Origin of the sequence: Duganella aquatilis (assembly GCF_009674565.1) — a bacterium.
GTDB lineage: Bacteria > Pseudomonadota > Gammaproteobacteria > Burkholderiales > Burkholderiaceae_D > Rugamonas > Rugamonas aquatilis.
Genome location: NZ_WKJL01000007.1, coordinates 57717 through 73392, shown reverse-complemented (window position 1 = coordinate 73392; position 15676 = coordinate 57717). Strand labels below are relative to the sequence as shown.

15 protein-coding genes are annotated in these 15676 nt (G+C 65.0%); 6 read left to right on the top strand and 9 right to left on the bottom strand.

Annotated elements, in window-relative coordinates:
- Nucleotides 1–15: 15 nt before the first annotated feature.
- Nucleotides 16–855, bottom strand: a complete 840-nt coding sequence (locus GJ698_RS12040) for an HDOD domain-containing protein (RefSeq protein WP_154357869.1) — start codon at nt 853–855, stop codon at nt 16–18.
- A gap of 188 nt (nt 856–1043) precedes the next feature.
- The gene (locus GJ698_RS12035) at nt 1044–2327 is read right to left on the bottom strand and encodes a D-amino acid dehydrogenase (protein WP_154357868.1); all 1284 of its coding nucleotides are present in this window, start codon (nt 2325–2327) and stop codon (nt 1044–1046) included.
- Between the two features lie 98 nt (nt 2328–2425).
- On the opposite strand from GJ698_RS12035, the gene GJ698_RS12030 reads away from it, so the two are divergent.
- The 3 genes from GJ698_RS12030 to GJ698_RS12020 are packed head-to-tail and all read left to right on the top strand — an operon-like array spanning nt 2426 to nt 4846.
- Complete coding sequence (locus tag GJ698_RS12030) at nt 2426–2923, top strand: Lrp/AsnC ligand binding domain-containing protein (RefSeq protein WP_154357867.1); 498 nt, start codon at nt 2426–2428, stop codon at nt 2921–2923.
- 54 nt (nt 2924–2977) lie between these two features.
- Nucleotides 2978–3250 carry a CCDC90 family protein gene (locus GJ698_RS12025; RefSeq protein ID WP_154357866.1) on the top strand — a complete coding sequence of 91 codons (273 nt, stop codon included), beginning with the start codon at nt 2978–2980 and terminating at the stop codon, nt 3248–3250.
- A gap of 51 nt (nt 3251–3301) precedes the next feature.
- Nucleotides 3302–4846 (top strand): hypothetical protein, encoded by a 1545-nt coding sequence (locus GJ698_RS12020; RefSeq protein WP_371865262.1) that lies wholly within the window; start codon nt 3302–3304, stop codon nt 4844–4846.
- Nucleotides 4847–4927: 81 nt separating this feature from the next.
- On the opposite strand, the gene GJ698_RS12015 is transcribed toward GJ698_RS12020, so the two are convergent.
- The 4 genes from GJ698_RS12015 to GJ698_RS12000 are packed head-to-tail and all read right to left on the bottom strand — an operon-like array spanning nt 4928 to nt 9515.
- Nucleotides 4928–6076 carry an HlyD family secretion protein gene (locus GJ698_RS12015; protein ID WP_154357864.1) on the bottom strand — a complete coding sequence of 383 codons (1149 nt, stop codon included), beginning with the start codon at nt 6074–6076 and terminating at the stop codon, nt 4928–4930.
- A gap of 16 nt (nt 6077–6092) precedes the next feature.
- A complete protein-coding gene (locus GJ698_RS12010; protein WP_154357863.1) occupies nt 6093–7526 on the bottom strand; it encodes an efflux transporter outer membrane subunit in 1434 nt (477 codons plus the stop codon).
- Between the two features lie 10 nt (nt 7527–7536).
- Complete coding sequence (locus GJ698_RS12005) at nt 7537–9072, bottom strand: MDR family MFS transporter (protein ID WP_154357862.1); 1536 nt, start codon at nt 9070–9072, stop codon at nt 7537–7539.
- Between the two features lie 8 nt (nt 9073–9080).
- Nucleotides 9081–9515 (bottom strand): MarR family winged helix-turn-helix transcriptional regulator, encoded by a 435-nt coding sequence (locus tag GJ698_RS12000; protein ID WP_154357861.1) that lies wholly within the window; start codon nt 9513–9515, stop codon nt 9081–9083.
- Nucleotides 9516–9657: 142 nt separating this feature from the next.
- Here GJ698_RS12000 and GJ698_RS11995 point away from each other — a divergent pair, with 142 nt between their 5' ends.
- Nucleotides 9658–10116, top strand: a complete 459-nt coding sequence (locus tag GJ698_RS11995) for a hypothetical protein (RefSeq protein ID WP_154357860.1) — start codon at nt 9658–9660, stop codon at nt 10114–10116.
- Nucleotides 10117–10148: 32 nt separating this feature from the next.
- Nucleotides 10149–11441: an NAD(P)/FAD-dependent oxidoreductase gene (locus GJ698_RS11990; protein ID WP_154357859.1), complete on the top strand. Its 1293-nt coding sequence runs from the start codon at nt 10149–10151 to the stop codon at nt 11439–11441.
- On the opposite strand, the gene GJ698_RS11985 is transcribed toward GJ698_RS11990, so the two are convergent.
- Nucleotides 11438–12163 carry a sensor histidine kinase gene (locus GJ698_RS11985; RefSeq protein WP_154357858.1) on the bottom strand — a complete coding sequence of 242 codons (726 nt, stop codon included), beginning with the start codon at nt 12161–12163 and terminating at the stop codon, nt 11438–11440. The two genes, GJ698_RS11990 and GJ698_RS11985, sit on opposite strands and share 4 nt — an antisense overlap.
- Nucleotides 12164–12256: 93 nt before the next feature.
- Complete coding sequence (locus GJ698_RS11980) at nt 12257–13876, bottom strand: response regulator (RefSeq protein WP_371865260.1); 1620 nt, start codon at nt 13874–13876, stop codon at nt 12257–12259.
- 178 nt (nt 13877–14054) lie between these two features.
- Between GJ698_RS11980 and GJ698_RS11975 the strand changes: the two genes are divergently transcribed.
- Nucleotides 14055–14474: a hypothetical protein gene (locus GJ698_RS11975; protein WP_154357856.1), complete on the top strand. Its 420-nt coding sequence runs from the start codon at nt 14055–14057 to the stop codon at nt 14472–14474.
- 49 nt (nt 14475–14523) lie between these two features.
- Here GJ698_RS11975 and GJ698_RS11970 read toward each other — a convergent pair whose 3' ends face one another.
- On the bottom strand, nt 14524–15501 hold the full coding sequence (locus GJ698_RS11970; protein ID WP_229259951.1) for a diguanylate cyclase domain-containing protein: 978 nt from the start codon (nt 15499–15501) through the stop codon (nt 14524–14526).
- Nucleotides 15502–15676 lie beyond the last annotated feature (175 nt).

Genomic DNA, 15676 nt, shown 5'->3' with positions numbered 1-15676 from the left:
GGCCCGCGTAAAAAGTTAGACCAGCAGGGCGGCGCTCATTTCGTCGGCGTCGCGGCGTGCTTCTTCCAGCATGGCGGCGAGCTTCTGTTCGTCGATGAACAGATCGATGGCCGAGTCGGAATGCGGCGGCAGGTCGCGCTGCGGCTCCTGCAGCGGCGATTTCACCGGCGTCAGGTGGTTGGCCAGCAGCAGGGTGTCGAGCAGGGTGTCCGGCGGAATCGACATGAAGCTGTCGCGCAGGCCTTCGATGGCGTCGGCCACCGGCTCCGGAATGCACAGCTTGCGCATCACTTCGCGGGTGATGATCTCCTCGCTGGCGGAGTGCCAGTTTTCCGGATCCTCGTCCAGCAGGCCGGGGAATTCGTCGGCGCGCGACAGCAGGTAGAAGCCGCCCACTTCGTGCACGATGCCGGCGAACAGCGCGGTGTCTTCATTGACGCCGGTGACGTGGCGCGCGATCAGGCGTCCCAGCGCGGCGACGGCGATGGTGTGGTCCCACAGCTTTTCGGCCATGTTGCGCACCTGCGGGTCGGTGATCTTGCTGCCGAACTGGCGCACCACCATGGCGGCGGCCAGCGCAAACAGGTTCTGGTAGCCGATGCGCATGATGGCGCCGCGCACATTGGTCACCACCGGTGCGCCGGCACGGTTGAACATCGCCGAATTCGAGATGGCCACGGTTTTCGCGGCCAGCAAGGGTTCCGCCAGCACCAGGCTGATGGCGGTGTCGATCGGGCAGTCGGGATCATCCAACGCCAGTTGTACCCGCAGCGCGGCGTTCACGCTGGTCGGGAAAACGAGTTCGCCACGGATGGCCAGGGCCGCAATGTGGCCAAATGCTTCAAGTTTATTCATGGTCAAAATTATACGCAGGCTTGGGCCCAATCTCAACGCTCAACACAGCGTTGTTGCAGGTTCTTCGACGAAGAGCGACGGCAATGAGACAGATCGTGACGCGGCGGCGTCAAATGCGCGGGAATGGGGCGCGGCGGGAGACGTTCGCGGCGCCGGAGTCGGGTGCCGCGAACGGGGAGGCGGAAAGGTCAGGCGTTGGCGAATTGCGGCTGGCGGGCGCCGGCGGCAGGGCTGTAGCGGCTGACCGACAGGTCGTCGGCGCGGATCGCCGGACGGCGCGCGGAGATGATGTCCGACAGCAGTTGCGCCGAACCGCAGGACATGGTCCAGCCCAGAGTGCCGTGACCGGTGTTGATGTACAGATTGCGCAGGCCGGTGCGGCCGACGATCGGCGTGCCGTCCGGCGTCATCGGACGCAGGCCGGTCCAGAAGCTGGCGGCGGCGGTGTCGCCGGCGCCGGGGAACAGGTCGTTGACCACCATTTCCAGGGTTTCGCGGCGGCGTGGGTTGAGCTCGGTGTTGAAACCGGCGATCTCGGCCATGCCGCCGACGCGGATGCGGTCGTCGAAGCGGGTGACGGCGATCTTGTAGGTTTCGTCCAGAATGGTCGAGACCGGCGCAGCGGCGGCGTTGACGATCGGCACGGTGATCGAGTAGCCCTTCAGCGGATACACGGGGATCTGCACCAGGTCTTTCAGCAGCGCGGTCGAGTACGAACCCATGGCGACCACGTAGGACTCGGCGGTGACCAGTTCGTCGCCGCACTTGACGCCCTTGATGGCGTCGCCTTCGGTGGCCAGGCCGGTGATGTCCATGCCGTAGCGGAATTTGACGCCCAGCTCTTCGGCCATGGCGGTCAGGCGGGTGGTGAACAGCTGGCAGTCGCCGGTTTCATCGTTGGGCAAGCGCAGGCCGCCGACCAGCTTGTTGCGCGCCAGGCCGGGCTCGGCGCCGACCAGCTGTTCGCGGCTCAGCAGTTCATACGGTACGCCGGTTTCTTCCAGCACGCTGATGTCCTTGGCGGCGGCGTCCATCTGCTCCTGGCTGCGGAACAGCTGGGTCGTGCCTTGCTGGCGGCCTTCGTAGGCGATGCCGGTGGAGGCGCGCAGGGCCTTGAAGCAGTCGCGGCTGTACTCGGCCAGGCGCACCATGCGTTCCTTGTTGATGGCGTAGCGCTCGGCATTGCAGTTCTGCAGCATCTGCCACATCCATTGCAGCTGGAACAGCGTGCCGTCGGGCGTGATCGACAGCGGGGCGTGGCGCTGCAGCATCCATTTCATCGCTTTCAGCGGAATGCCGGGCGCGGCCCAGGGAGAGGCGTAGCCGGGCGAGATCTGGCCGGCGTTGGCGAAGCTGGTTTCGAGGGCGGGACCGGATTGACGGTCGAGAACGGTGACGTCATGGCCGGCTTTGGCCAGATAGTAGGCGCTGGTGACGCCGATGACGCCGCTACCCAGGATTACGACACGCATAAAGTCCCCCGATTATTTAACTGCCAGATATTCCGCTATGGTATTCTCGTTTGTATGGTGTTTGTTACTATATATCTTCGTAAAAATAGTGGATTTTTATGCGAATTCAGAAAGAATCGGTCAGAAGTCTCGACAAACTGGACAGAAAGATATTGCAGATCCTGCAGGAGGACGGGCGGATCTCGATGAAGGATCTGGGCGAGCAGGTCGGCTTGTCGACCACGCCGACCATCGAGCGGGTCAAGCGCATGGAGCGCGATGGCGTGATCACCGGCTATCACGCGCGCATCGATCCGCCGTCGCTGGGCGCCAAGCTGCTGGTGTTTGTCGAGATTACGCTGAACCAGAAGTCCGGGCCGGCGTTCGAGCAGTTCCGGCGCGAGGTGTTGCGGATTCCGGAGGTGCAGGAGTGCCATCTGGTGTCGGGGGATTTCGATTACTTGATCAAGGCGCGCATTCACGAAATGGCGGAGTACCGCAATCTGCTGGGCGACATGCTGCTCAGTTTGCCTGGAGCGGCACAGTCGAAAAGCTATGTCGTCATGGAGGAAATCAAGGAGACGCTGATTTTGTCGACCGAGGTGGTGCGGGGCTGATCTGCATCAAGGTGCGTTGCTTGAATTCGGCGGCGAGTGGCGCATACTGTGTCCATGAACTCCGTCGAATCAGCCAAATACCGCAAGCACCTGGAAGAGGGCGGCGTGCCGCCCCAACAGGCAACAGCGCACGCCGATGCGTTGGGGGAAGTCCTGGAAAATCTTACCCAAACCTTGGCGACAAAGGACTGGGTGCATATGCAACTGCAGGACCTTAAGTTTGATATGGTGAAATGGATGCTTGGACTGTTCGTCACGCTGTTCCTCGCCCAGACTGGCGTGACGATCGGCGCTGTTGTCACCATCCTCCGCTATCTGCCCCGCTGAGCGCGCTTCAGTTACAATGCAATAATGGCATCACAACCAACTGGAGCAGGCGTGAATAGTCCGTCGTCGCAGCTCGTCGTCCGTTCGCTGGACGAACATTTATCGTCCGATCAGAGCTTCAGCTCCGCCTACGCGCGCGCGGTCGGCGCCATCGCCGGCAACGAGGGCAGCCTGACGCTGGCCCAATTCGCCGCCGTCACCGATATCGCCGGCGACGGCCAATCCTCCGCCGTCTTCACCGCCCTGGTGCTGAACGCCATCGAATCCGGCGTCGAAGTCGACTGGGCGCTGAATGCCCTCAGCCGCAGCTGTGCCGGCATTGAACAGGGCGCGCGCGAACACGCGCTGCACATGGTGATCCCGCTGCTGGCGCTGCACGGCGCCGACGCCCGTGCCTTGGCGCAGCGGCTGGCCAAGGCCTTGGCGGTGCGGGTGTCGGCCGAGGATCTGCAACGCCTGCCGCCGGCCGAAGAGCGCGGCATCCTGGCCAACCTCGGCGAGCAGGCGCGGCGCCTGGTGCGCGGTCGTTCGCTGGCTGACGCCGTGGCGGACTTCGGTCGCACGGCCGGCCAGCCGACGCTGATCGATCATGCGCGCCATTTCCAGTCCGGCGAGATCGATCAGCTGCAATTGCGGGAGCTGGTCGGCAGCACCACGGCCGCCATCACGCACGATATCGACGCCTATCTGGAGCAGGCGCGCCTGCTGGCGGTGGGCGAGGCGGCGGCGGGCTCGCTGGTCAGCGCGGCGCATGACCTGAAAAGCCAGGTCACGCAGCGGCTGCAACTGGTCGAACAGCGCATGGTCTATGAGCGGCGCCTGATGTCCGAGGAAATCGACGACGCCGTGCACGATGCCGGCAACGCCATCGAACTGGCGATGAGCGACCGCCTCAATACCGATAAATGGAAAGATGAGGATGTCTGGGCCAGCATCAGCCGCAACCAGTTCGGGCAGGAGATGGAGCGGCGGCTGGACCGCGTCGTGCGCCGCAAGGAGCAGGCCTTGCAGCTGCTGCAGGAAGATTTGCGGCTATTCCAGTCGGGGATGAAGCTGGGGCAGGCGACCGTGTTCCAGCGTCAGCACCATGCGGCGCTGGCCAAGCTGATGCCGCGCCTGCGGGTGGGGACGCGCATCGTCAACAAGCTGGATACGGCGGCCAATGTGACCCTGGTCAGCGGTGCGGCGGTGGCAGCCAGTACCGGTACGGCGGCGTATCTGATTGGCGCGGCGGTGGTGTTTCCGGTGGTGGCGCCGGTGGCGCCGTTTGTCGGCGGCGCGGTGCTGCTGGCGGGCGCGTTCAAGTGGTTCACCGACGGCGGCAAGCGCAAACGCACCGAGATTCGCGACAAGCGCGCAGCCTTCGAGGAGGAACTGCGCAAGCAGCTGCTGGCGGCGGAGCAGTCGTTCAATGCGCAGCTGGACCTGGTGGCGGAGGGCTTCCGCGATTCGGCCTTGCAGATGCTGACGCCGATTTTGCTGGAAGCCGAAGCGGCGGGGCGAGTGCCCGGCATGCGCCAGCGGATCGCCGACCGCGTTATCACCCAGGCGCAGACGGCAATCCGCCAACTGGACACTGAGCTGCTCAAGGGGTAGCGGCTGGCGTGACGCCGCACCCCGCAAGGCATTCCGCTTTGGGGTCTGACCCCGTACGGGGTCAGACCCCGCCTTACCGGGTTAAAGGTTGTGCGCGATGATCGCGTCAGCCGCACCCCCGGCCTGCTGCAGCGGCTGGGTCAGCGCCTGCGTGGTGTACACCGGCGTCTGCGGCATGGCCGCGCCCAGCACCGGACCGTCGGTCTTGCTGACATCCACCGATACCGTGGTCGACAGGCCGATGCGCAGCGGATGCTCCTTCAACTCCTTCGCATCCAGCGCAATCCGCACCGGCAGGCGCTGCACCACCTTGATCCAGTTGCCGCTGGCGTTCTGCGCCGGCAGCAGCGAGAAGGCGCTGCCGGTGCCGGCCGACAGGCCCACCACGCGACCGTGGAATTCCACCTTGCTGCCATACATATCCGCTTCCACCTTGGCCGGCTGGCCGACGCGGATGTTCTTCAGTTCCGATTCCTTGAAGTTGGCGTCCACCCACAGCTGATCCAGCGGCACGATGGCCATCAGCGAAGTGCCCGGCGTCGCCCGCGCGCCGATCTGCACGCTGCGCTTGGCCACATAGCCCGACACCGGCGCCAGGATGGTGTTGCGGCGCGCCGCCAGCCATGCCTGCACGTAGTCCGCCTTGGCCGCCTGCACCGACGGATGCTGCGCCACGTTGACGCCGCTGACGCCGGCCTTGGCCGCTTCTTCCTGCTTGACGGCGACCGCGATCGCCGCGCGCGCATCGTCCACCGCCTGGCGCGCGTGCTCCACTTCCTCGCCGGAGACCGTGTGGTCGGCGGCGAGCGGCTTGCGGCGCGCCAGATCGTCCTCGGCATTTTTCAGTTGCAGCTTGCGCAGGGCGACGTTGGCGTCGTACTGCGCCACGTCGGCGTAACGCTGGCGTTGCTGGCGCACGGCGGCGCCCAGCCTGGCGTCGGCCTGCTGCAGGGCGATGTCGGCGTCGGCGGCGTCGAGCTGGATCAGCGGCGCGCCGGCCTGCACCATCTGCGTTTCATCGGCGCGGATTTCGGTGACGTTGCCGGTCACCTGCGACGAGATGTTGACCAGGTTGCCGCCGACGTAGGCGTTGTCGGTCTCCTGTATCTTCGACAGCACGATTTCGTAGTACGCCGCGTAGGCGATACCCGCGGCGATGAAGGCCAGCGTGATCGCGGCCAGCATGAACTTGCGCTTTTTCTCGGTAGGTTGGGTGGTGTCAGTGCTCATGATGTGGTCCGTTGATTTATTTGGAGGCAGTCGCCAGCGGCGCTTCTTCGTGATAGCCGCCGCCCAGCGCGTTGGTCAGCGCGACTTCGGCCAGCAGTTGTACTTGTTGCAGATACAGGTCGGCGTCCTGCTGCTTGAGCAGCGCCAGGCGCGCGTTCAGCACGCTGCTGTTGTTGGCCAGGCCATGGTCCAGGCGCGCCTGCGCCGACGCCAGCTGCGCGCGCGCCGAGCCGGTGGCTTCGGTCTGCTGCACGATCTGCTGTTCGATGCCTTGCAGCTGCGCGCCGCTCTGCGCCACGTCGCGCACCGCTTCGACGATGGTCTGGTTGTATTCGGCGATGCGTTCGTTGCGGCTGGTGCGCGCGCCATCCAGCTGTGCGTCCAGGCGCTTGCTGTCGAACAGCGGCAGCGACACGGTCGGGCCGAGATACACGGTGCGGCTGGCCGCCTGCAGCAGGTTTTCCACCTTGACGGTGTCGAGGCCGATGGAGCCGGTCAGGTTCACGTCCGGGTAGAACGCGGCCTTGGCGGCGTCGATCTTGCTCAGCGAAGCTTCGACCTTCCAGCGCGCGGCCTGCAGGTCGGGACGGCGCGCCAGCAGTTCGATGCCCAGCCGTGCCGGCAGCGTGTGCGGGGCGGACGACAGCGCCACCGGCTTCAGGTCGGCCAGTGCCTTGTTGTCGGCGCCGGCCAGCGCGCGCAGCGCTTCGCGTTCGTGGTCGATGTCCGACTTGAGCTGCGCCTGCTGCTTGCGGATCAGGCTCAGGTCCGCTTCGGCGGCGCGTTGTTCGTCGGCGTTGGCCAGGCCGCGCGCGATGCGCTTGGCCCTGTCCTGCACCAGCGCCGTTTGCGTGGCCGCCAGCTGTTCGGTATTGGCCAGCCGCGCCCACGCCCCTTGCAGGCGGAAGTAGCTCTGGGCGATGGAGGCGGCCAGCGCCTGTTCGGCTTCCGCATAGGCGGCGCGGCCGGCATTCAGTTCGCCGACGGCGGCCGCCACTTGCGCGCGGTTCTTGCCCCACCAGTCGAAGTTGTAGTGCAGGTCCAGGCGCAGCGTCTCTTCGGTGTAGTAGGCGCCGCCGATCGGCGCCGGGAACAGGCCGGTGCCGGAATAGCGCTGGCGGTTGGCGTTGGCGAACAGCGAGGTCTCCAGGCCGAGGTCGGCCAGGCTGCGCGACAGCGACGAGCGCGCGCTGCCGATGTGCGCGGCCGCCACTTCCAGCGACGGGCCGCCGGCCAGCGCCTGCTTGATGATGGCGTTCAGCTGTTCGTCGTGGTAGGCGGTCCACCACTGGGCTTGCGGCCAGCCTTCGTTGGCCAGCTTGATGCCGGCCGACAGTTCGGCGCTGGCCAGGTCGCGTCGTTCCAGCGGATGGGTGTCGGGGGCGACCGTTGCGCAGCCGGGCAGCGCCATGGCCATGACCAGCAGGGTAGGTCGTAATAGTGTTTTCATTTGCTTCTCCTCAATCCATGGCGGCGTGGTCGACCGCCACCGGCGCGCTCTTGGCCGGCGGCCGTATCAACAGCAGCAGCGGTATCACGCACAAAGTCATAATAAACATCAGCCAGAAGTCATCCACGTAGGCGATCATCGATGCCTGGCGCGTGATCTCGTTGTTCAGCGTGGCCGCCGCTTCCGGCGTGGCCAGATTGTTGAGCAGCGCCGGGTTGGTGGTGGTGACGTGTTCGGTCAGCGACGCATGCACGGTCTGCGTGTTCCGCACCAGCAGCGTCTGCACCAGCGCGATGCCGATCGAGCTGCCGATATTGCGGATCAGGCTATAGATGGCCGTGCCTTCGGCGCGCATTTCCGGCGACAGCGTGGCAAACGTCGCCGCGCTCAGCGGCACGAACACCAGGCCCAGTCCCAGGCCCTGGATCACGCCCGGCCAGACGATATCGCTCTGCGACAGCACCAGCGTGTAACGCGTCATCTGCCACAGCGAGAAGGCGGTGATGGCAAAGCCGATGCCGAGCAGCAGGCGCAGGTCGACCTTGCCCACCAGTCGGCCCACCATCATCATCGCGATCATGGTGCCGATGCCGCTGGGCGCCGTCACCAGGCCGGCGATCTTGGCCGGATAGCCCATCAGGCTTTGCAGCATCGACGGCGTCAGCGCGCGCGTGGCGAACAGCACCAGGCCGACGATGAAGATGAACAACAGGCCGCTGACGTAGTTGGCATTGCGCAGCAGCCGGTAATCGAAGAAGGACTTGCCGGCCGGCCGCGTGGCGGTATGGGCGACAAAATACGCAAAGCTCATTGCCAGGATGATGGCTTCGACCCAGGTTTCGGTGGCGCTGAACCAGTCGTTCTGTTCGCCGCGGTCGAGCAGCATCTGCAGCGCGCCGATGGACAGGCTCAGGGTGGCGAAGCCGAAGGCGTCGAACTTCATCTTGCGCGGCGCGTCGGTTTTGCGGATGTAGCGCCAGATGCCGTAGAACGCCATGGCGCCGATCGGGATGTTGATGAAGAACACCCAGCGCCAGTCGTAGCTGTCGGTCAGCCAGCCGCCCAGCGTGGGGCCGAGAATCGGGCCGATCATCACGCCCATGCCCCACACGGCCATGGCCGAACCGTGTTTTTCGCGCGGATTGATGTCGAGCAGCGTGGCCTGCGACAGCGGCACCAGCGCCGCGCCGAACACGCCTTGCAGCAGGCGGGCGATGACGATTTCGCTCAGGGTGCCGGACAGCCCGCACAGCACCGAGGCGATGGTGAAGCCGGCCACCGAGGTCAGGAAGATGTTTTTCTGGCCGAAGCGGTCGCACAGCCAGCCGGTCAGCGGCGTGGCGATGGCGGCGGCCACGATGAACGAGGTCAGCACCCAGGTGATCTGGTCCTGCGAAGCCGACAGGCTGCCCTGCATGTGCGGCAGGGCGACGTTGGCGATGGTGCCGTCCAGCGCCTGGATGATCGTGGCCAGCATGATCGAGATCGTGATCATGCGGCGGTTCAGGCCGTCGTCGGGGGCGGCGGCGCTTGCTGCTGTGCTCATCGCCGTGCTCACGAAAAGGACTCGATGTCGCTATGGACGGATTCCAGGAATTCGGTCACCAGCAGCAGCACGGCCGGATCGGCCTTGCTCAGCATTTCCTGGCGCACGACCTGGGCTTCCTTCCACACGGTGGCGTAGATTGCCTGCCCGGCCGGCGTCAGGCTCAGCAGCTTGACGCGGCGGTCGGTCTCGGACGGCGTGCGCAGCATGTAGCCGGCTTTGACCAGCTTGTCGACGGTGGACACCATGGTCGGGTCTTCGACGCCGGCCCGAGCGGCCAGCCGGGTCTGCGACGGCGCTTCCTTTTCCTTGGCCGTCAGGGCGATCGCCATCCAGCTGGCCTGGCTCAGTCCCAGGTGTTTGAGGCGGCGGTCCACCGCCAGCCGCCAGGCGCGGGCGGTGCCGTGCAGGGCGGCGGAAAAGCGTTCTTCGATAGAAGACATATGATTCACCAGCTAATCGTTAGGTATCGAACGATTAGTTTAGCACAAGTAACTTATGTACGTCAGCGCACAGAGATTTTCCGCAGGCTTTATTATGCTAAGAGGTGAGCAAGTTCGCTCGGATCAAGAATCGAGACTCATCATGAAAGCCACGTTACTCGCCGCCAGCCTGCTGGCCCTGTCCGCTTCCGCCTTTGCCGCCGATGTCGGCCTGTCCCTCAGCGTTGGCCAGCCCGGCTTTTACGGCCGCATCGATGTCGGCGACTATCCGCCGCCGCAGGTGCTGTACCGCCAGCCGGTGATCATCGAGCGGCCGGTGCGCTATGTCGAGACGGCGCCGATCTACCTGCGCGTGCCGCCGGGCCATGCGAGGAACTGGGGGAAACATTGCCATGCTTATCACGCCTGCAATCAGAGAGTGTTTTTTGTGCAGGATCGGTGGTACAACAATGAATATGTGCCGCGTTACCACGAGCGTCACGGCCATGGCGGTCCGCGCCGCGAGGAGCATTACCGCGATCACCGCGATGATCGCCGCGGCGACCACGGTCACGATCATGGCCACGGTCATGACCGCGGCCACGACCGGCACGACCGATAACCCGGCGGCAGTTGCCGCCACAGGAGAATAGTTTGCAAAGTAAATTCGTGATTGTTGGCGGCGGGGCAGGCGGGCTGGAACTCGCCTGCAAACTGGGGCGCAAGCTGGGACCGCAGGCCGTCATGCTGGTCGACAGCCGCCTGTTCCACATCTGGAAACCCTCGCTGCACGAGGTGGCCGCCGGCACGCTGGACGTGCACCAGGAAGGCCTGTCCTACCAGATGCTGGCGCACGACAACCATTTCACCTTTGTCTACGGACCGATGCTGGCGCTGGACGCCCAGCAGCGCGTGCTGACCGTCGGCGCCATCGTCAACAACGGCGAAGAAACCCTGCCCGAGCGCCAGATCGGCTTCGAGAAGCTGGTGATGGCGGTCGGCAGCACCTCGAATTATTTCGGCGTGCCCGGCGCGGCCGAGCACACGATCTCGCTGAACGCCACCGAAGACGCCGAGCGCTTCCGCCTGACGCTGCTCAAGCTGCTGACCCTGGCCGAGCTGAAAAAGAGCGTCAGCGCCGACGCCGGCGTGGATGTGGTGATCATCGGCGGCGGCGCCACCGGCGTCGAGCTGGCCGCCGAGCTGCGCGAGGCCAGCGACGTCTACGCCACCTACGGCTTCCGCCAGCTGAAGGCCGAGCGCGACGTGCGCATCACCTTGCTGGAAGGCGCGCCGCGCATCCTGGCGCCGCTGCCGGAAAAAGTGTCCAGCGCCGCGCTCGATCTGCTGCACCAGCGCGCCGTCAAAGTGGTGACCGACACCCGCGTGACGGCCATCGACGGCGCCGGCGTAACCGCCGGCGACACCGTCTATCCGGCGCAGATCGTGGTCTGGGCCGCCGGCATCAAGGCGCCGGACTTCCTCAAGACGCTGGGGCTGCCGACCACCAAATCCGGCCAGCTGGATGTGGACGGCACGCTGGCGGTCAAAGGCTTCGACTATATTTACGCGCTGGGCGATTGCGCCGCCTGCGTCGGCCCGGACGGCAAGCTGGTGCCGCCGCGCGCGCAAGCCGCGCACCAGATGGCCGATTATCTGCTGGAGACCTTCCTGCGCCAGCACAGGAACCAGCCGCCGCAAGGCAAGCCGTATGTGTACCGCGATTACGGTTCGCTGGTGTCGTTTGGCCAGACCACCTCGGTCGGCAGCCTGATGGGATCGCTGAAGGGATTAAGCTGGTTTGTCGACGGCTTCGTGGCGCGCCTGATGTATGTCAGCCTGCACCTGATGCACCACAAGGCGGTGCTGGGCACGGTGCGCACGGCGGTGCTGGCGGTGGCGCGCTTCCTGATCAAGCGCACCACGCCGCTGGTCAAGCTGCATTAAACGGCGGCGGCCGGCTTGGGCAGGATCATCGTCAAGGTGACGCCGCGCTCGGCGCCGGCCGACAGCGTCAGCGTGCCGCCCAGGTAGGCGGCGCGCTCGCGCGCCATGCGCAGGCCGAACTTGCCGGCGGCCGGATGGTAGTCGGCCGCCACCGGGCCGCTCAGGCCGATGCCGTTGTCCTTCACCGTCATCATCACTTCGTCTTCGTTGTCGTCGACGATGACGTCGATTTCGGTGGCCTGCGCGTGGCTGTCGATATTGCGCAGCGCTTCTTCCAGCGTATGCAGCAGCACGATGCCGTGGCTGCGCGGGCAATCCAGTTCGTCTTCCGGCAGGCTGCAGCGCGCGGTGATGCCGCGCTGCTCGCCGAATTGCGTCACCAGTTCATCCAGCGCCACGCGCACGCCGAGGAATTCCAGCTTGTCGTTCCACAGCTTGAGCTGCATCTGGCGGTTGGTTTCGACAATCTGGTTCAGCAGTTTTTTCATGTGGCCGGCGCGGTCCTGCAAGGCCTGGTCGGGCGGCAGCTTCTGCATCAGCAGGCCGAGGTGCATGGTCAGCGCCGTCAGCGACGAACCGAGGCTGTCGTGCAGCTGGCGCGACAGCGAGCGGCGCTCGTTGTCCCAGCAGGTGTGGACGTGGCCGAGCAGCTCGCTCAGGTCGGCGCTGCGCAGGGCGTCCTGCTGCGGAGTGTGTGGTTCTTGCGATGCCGGTACGGACATGGGTTTTCTCGTGAAAGTCGAACGGACTATGCTCTGACCCGATCATACCCGAGCTTTGCAACTTGTGGCGCACTGGCCGCAAGCGTGCGCGGCCTATTCCCGCACCGGCACCCTGGCGCAGGTGTCGATCACTTCCATCAACTGGTCGATGTCGACCGGCTTGACCAGGTGGCGGTCGAAACCGGCCTCCATCACGCGCCGCAGGTCCTCCGCCAGGCCGTAGCCGGTGAGGGCGATCAGCTTGATGTCGCGCGTGGCCGGATCGGCGCGCAGGCGGCGCGCCACCTCGTAGCCGTCGATGCCGGGCAGGCCGATATCGACCAGCGCCAGGTCGGGCTGGTAGCGCAGCGCGGCGCTCAGGCCGAGCAGGCCGTCGGCCGCCGCCTCGACGTCGTAGCCGTAGCCGTTCAACATCATGCTCATCATTTCGCGGCCGTCGTCGTTGTCCTCGATCAGCAGCACGCGCGGCTTGCCGTGCTCGCCGTGACTGGCCGGTGCGGATGGCGCCACCACCTGGTGCTCGATGCGCGGCAGGCGCAGCGTGAACGTGCTGCCGCGGTTGTCGCCCTGGCTGTCGGCGGCAATGCTGCCGCCGTGCAGTTCCGCCAGGCGGCGCACCAGCGACAGGCCGATGCCGAGGCCGCCCTGCGAGCGGTCCAGCGTGCTGCTGCCCTGCACGAACACGTCGAACACATGCGGCAGCAGTTCGGCGGCGATGCCGACGCCGGTGTCGCGCACGCTCAGGACCACGTCGTCGTTCTCGGTCCAGGTGCGTACCTCGATGCGGCCGCCGGCCGGCGTGTACTTCAGCGCGTTGTCGATCAGGTTGCTGGTGATCTGTTCCAGCCGGGTGCTGTCGCCGTCGATCCAGCCGGCGTCCAGGTCCTGCACCAGTTCGTAGTCGGTGCTGCGGCCGGTGGCGCGGTAGGTTTCCAGCGTGGCGCCGACCAGCTTGGACAGGTCCAGCGGCAGGCGGTTCAGCAGGATCTTGCCCGACATGGCGCGCGACAGGTCGAGCAGGTCGTCGACGATGCGGCCCAGGTGCTGGCTCTGGCGCTGGATGATTTTCTTGGCGCGCTGCACGCCGTCGGCCGACACGCCCGGCAGGCCGATCAGCGAGGCCGCGCTGCTGATGGCGCTCAGCGGATTGCGCAGCTCGTGGCCCAGCATGGCGAGGAATTCATCCTTGGCGTGGTTCTGTCGCTCCATCGACTTGCGTTCCTCGATTTCGCGGGTCAGGCGCTGGTTGGTGGCGGTCAGTTCGGTGGTGCGCTGGCTCAGCTGGCGCGCCTGCTTTTTCAGTTCCTCGTTCTTCATCGCCAGCGCCACGAACACGGCGACCTTGGCGTACAGCACCTGCGGGATCACCGGTGTGAACAGGAAGTCGACGGCGCCGTGCTGGTAGGCCTTCAGGCGGTCCAGTTCGTCGGCGAGGAAGGCGGTGATGAAGATGATCGGGATGTCGGCCGAGCGGGCGCGGGCGTGGATCGCTTCGGCGGTTTCGAAGCCGTCCATGCCGGGCATGTTGACGTCCAGCAGAATCACGGCGAAGTCGTGCATCAGCACCTGGCGCAGGGCGTCCTGGCCGGAGCGCGCCGCCAGCACCTCATAGCATTCCTGCTCGGCCCATTGGGCGAGCAGGCTGGTCAGCGCGAACAGGCTGTTGGCATCGTCATTGACGACCAAAATCTTGGGTTTGTCTATTTTAGGCACGGGGTCTCTGCGCTGAGCGAGATGCATGAACGATCATAGCAAGGGGGTAATTTAAAGTCAAAACCACATAGTCAATCGAGCGCGGCAGAGGGGGATGGGAGCAGTGTTCGGTCCCGCACAGACCCGCCGCGGCGCGCCTGTCACAGTGAACGGGAACGTCAACTGAAAGGAATCCATCATGAATATCGATACTGTCGTGGACAAAGAATATGTCGGCCACACCTTCCGCGCGCTGGCCGATGCCCCCACCAGCGCCTTGCGCGGCCTGAGCGCCAAGGACGCCAAATCGCTGGCCCAGGCTTTCAACGTGGTCACCGTGCGCGACCTGGCCAACCTGGAGTTCGTCAAATGGGCGGTGGCGATCACCACGCTGGCCGAACTGGAGCAGGAAACCCCGGCCGAGCAGGCCAAGGAAACCCTGTTGGACAATGGCGTGGAAATGACTTTCCCCGCCAGCGATCCGGTCTCGGTGGACGCCGGGGTGACCCGCATCGAAGTGCCTCCTGAAATGGTGAGTGCGCATGAGGACCACCAGCACGCGGCCAAGGTTGATCAGAGTACCAAGGATGGACTAAAGGAAGAGGCTGCCACGCACTAAACGGCGGCAACCGGACACACGGGCGGACTGCGGTCCGCCCGTTGTTGTTTCAGGCCAGGGTGGTGGACATGGTGTGGTGCTGGACCGGCTCGCCGCTCATCGGCTGCACGGTGCGGTAGCGGTTCTTGCCGGCGCGCTTGGCTTCGTACAGCGCGCCATCGGCGGCGGCGATCACGGAAGCCACTTCGGTGGCGTCATCGGGGAACAGGGCGACGCCGATGCTGGTCGACAAGCGCAGCGTCAGGCCGTTGACTTCGTACGGTTGCGAGACCGCTTCGATCAGCTTGTTGGCCGGCTCCTGGGTGTCGCCGACATGGGCGATGTCGCCCATGACAATGACGAACTCGTCGCCGCCGACGCGCGCTACCGTGTCTTCCTTGCGCGAGCAGCCGACCAGCCGCTGCGCCACCTGCTTGAGGATTTCGTCGCCGTAGGCGTGGCCGTGGGTGTCGTTGATGACCTTGAAGCCGTCCAGGTCGAGGTACATGACGGCGGCCTTGTTCTGTTGGCGCGTGGCATGCTGCAGCACGGTGGCGATGCGGTCCTCCAGCAGCCGGCGGTTGGGCAGGGCGGTCAGCGGATCATGCAGCGCCAGTTCCTGCTGCTGGCGGCTGTACTGCGCCAGCTCCTTGTACAACAGGCGCACTTCCAGCATGTTGTGGATGCGCTTGTGGACTTCCAGCAGGTCGAACGGCTTGCTGATGAAGTCGCGCGCGCCCGCTTCCAGCGCGGCGATCTTGAAGCTCGGCTGGGCGGTCAGCGCCAGCACCGGCAGGTAGCCGCCCTGTTCGATCTCCTTCAGGCCCTTCATCACCTGGAAGCCGTTCAGGCCGGGCATCTGCAGGTCCAGCAGGATCAGGTCGTAGCAATGCTGGCGATGCATAGGACAAACCTGCTCCGGCAGCATGGTCGAGGACACATCGTTATAGCCGGCCTCGCGCAGGATCTCCAACATCAGTTCGACGTTGTCTGCGCTGTCATCCACCACCAGGATTTTGGCGTTCAGGATTTCGTCTCGGCTTGGCATGATGGTCTCGGTCTCTTTATCGCTTAAATAGTATTTAGATAATAACGCATTGTGCCGGTGGTGCGCCGCACACCAGCGCGTTTAATTTCCACATGGAAATAATTCTACGCTGTTTTTATCAGTTTTGTAGTGTATCAAGAGTTTTTCTGATTGCTTGTAGGACATTGCCGCGTCG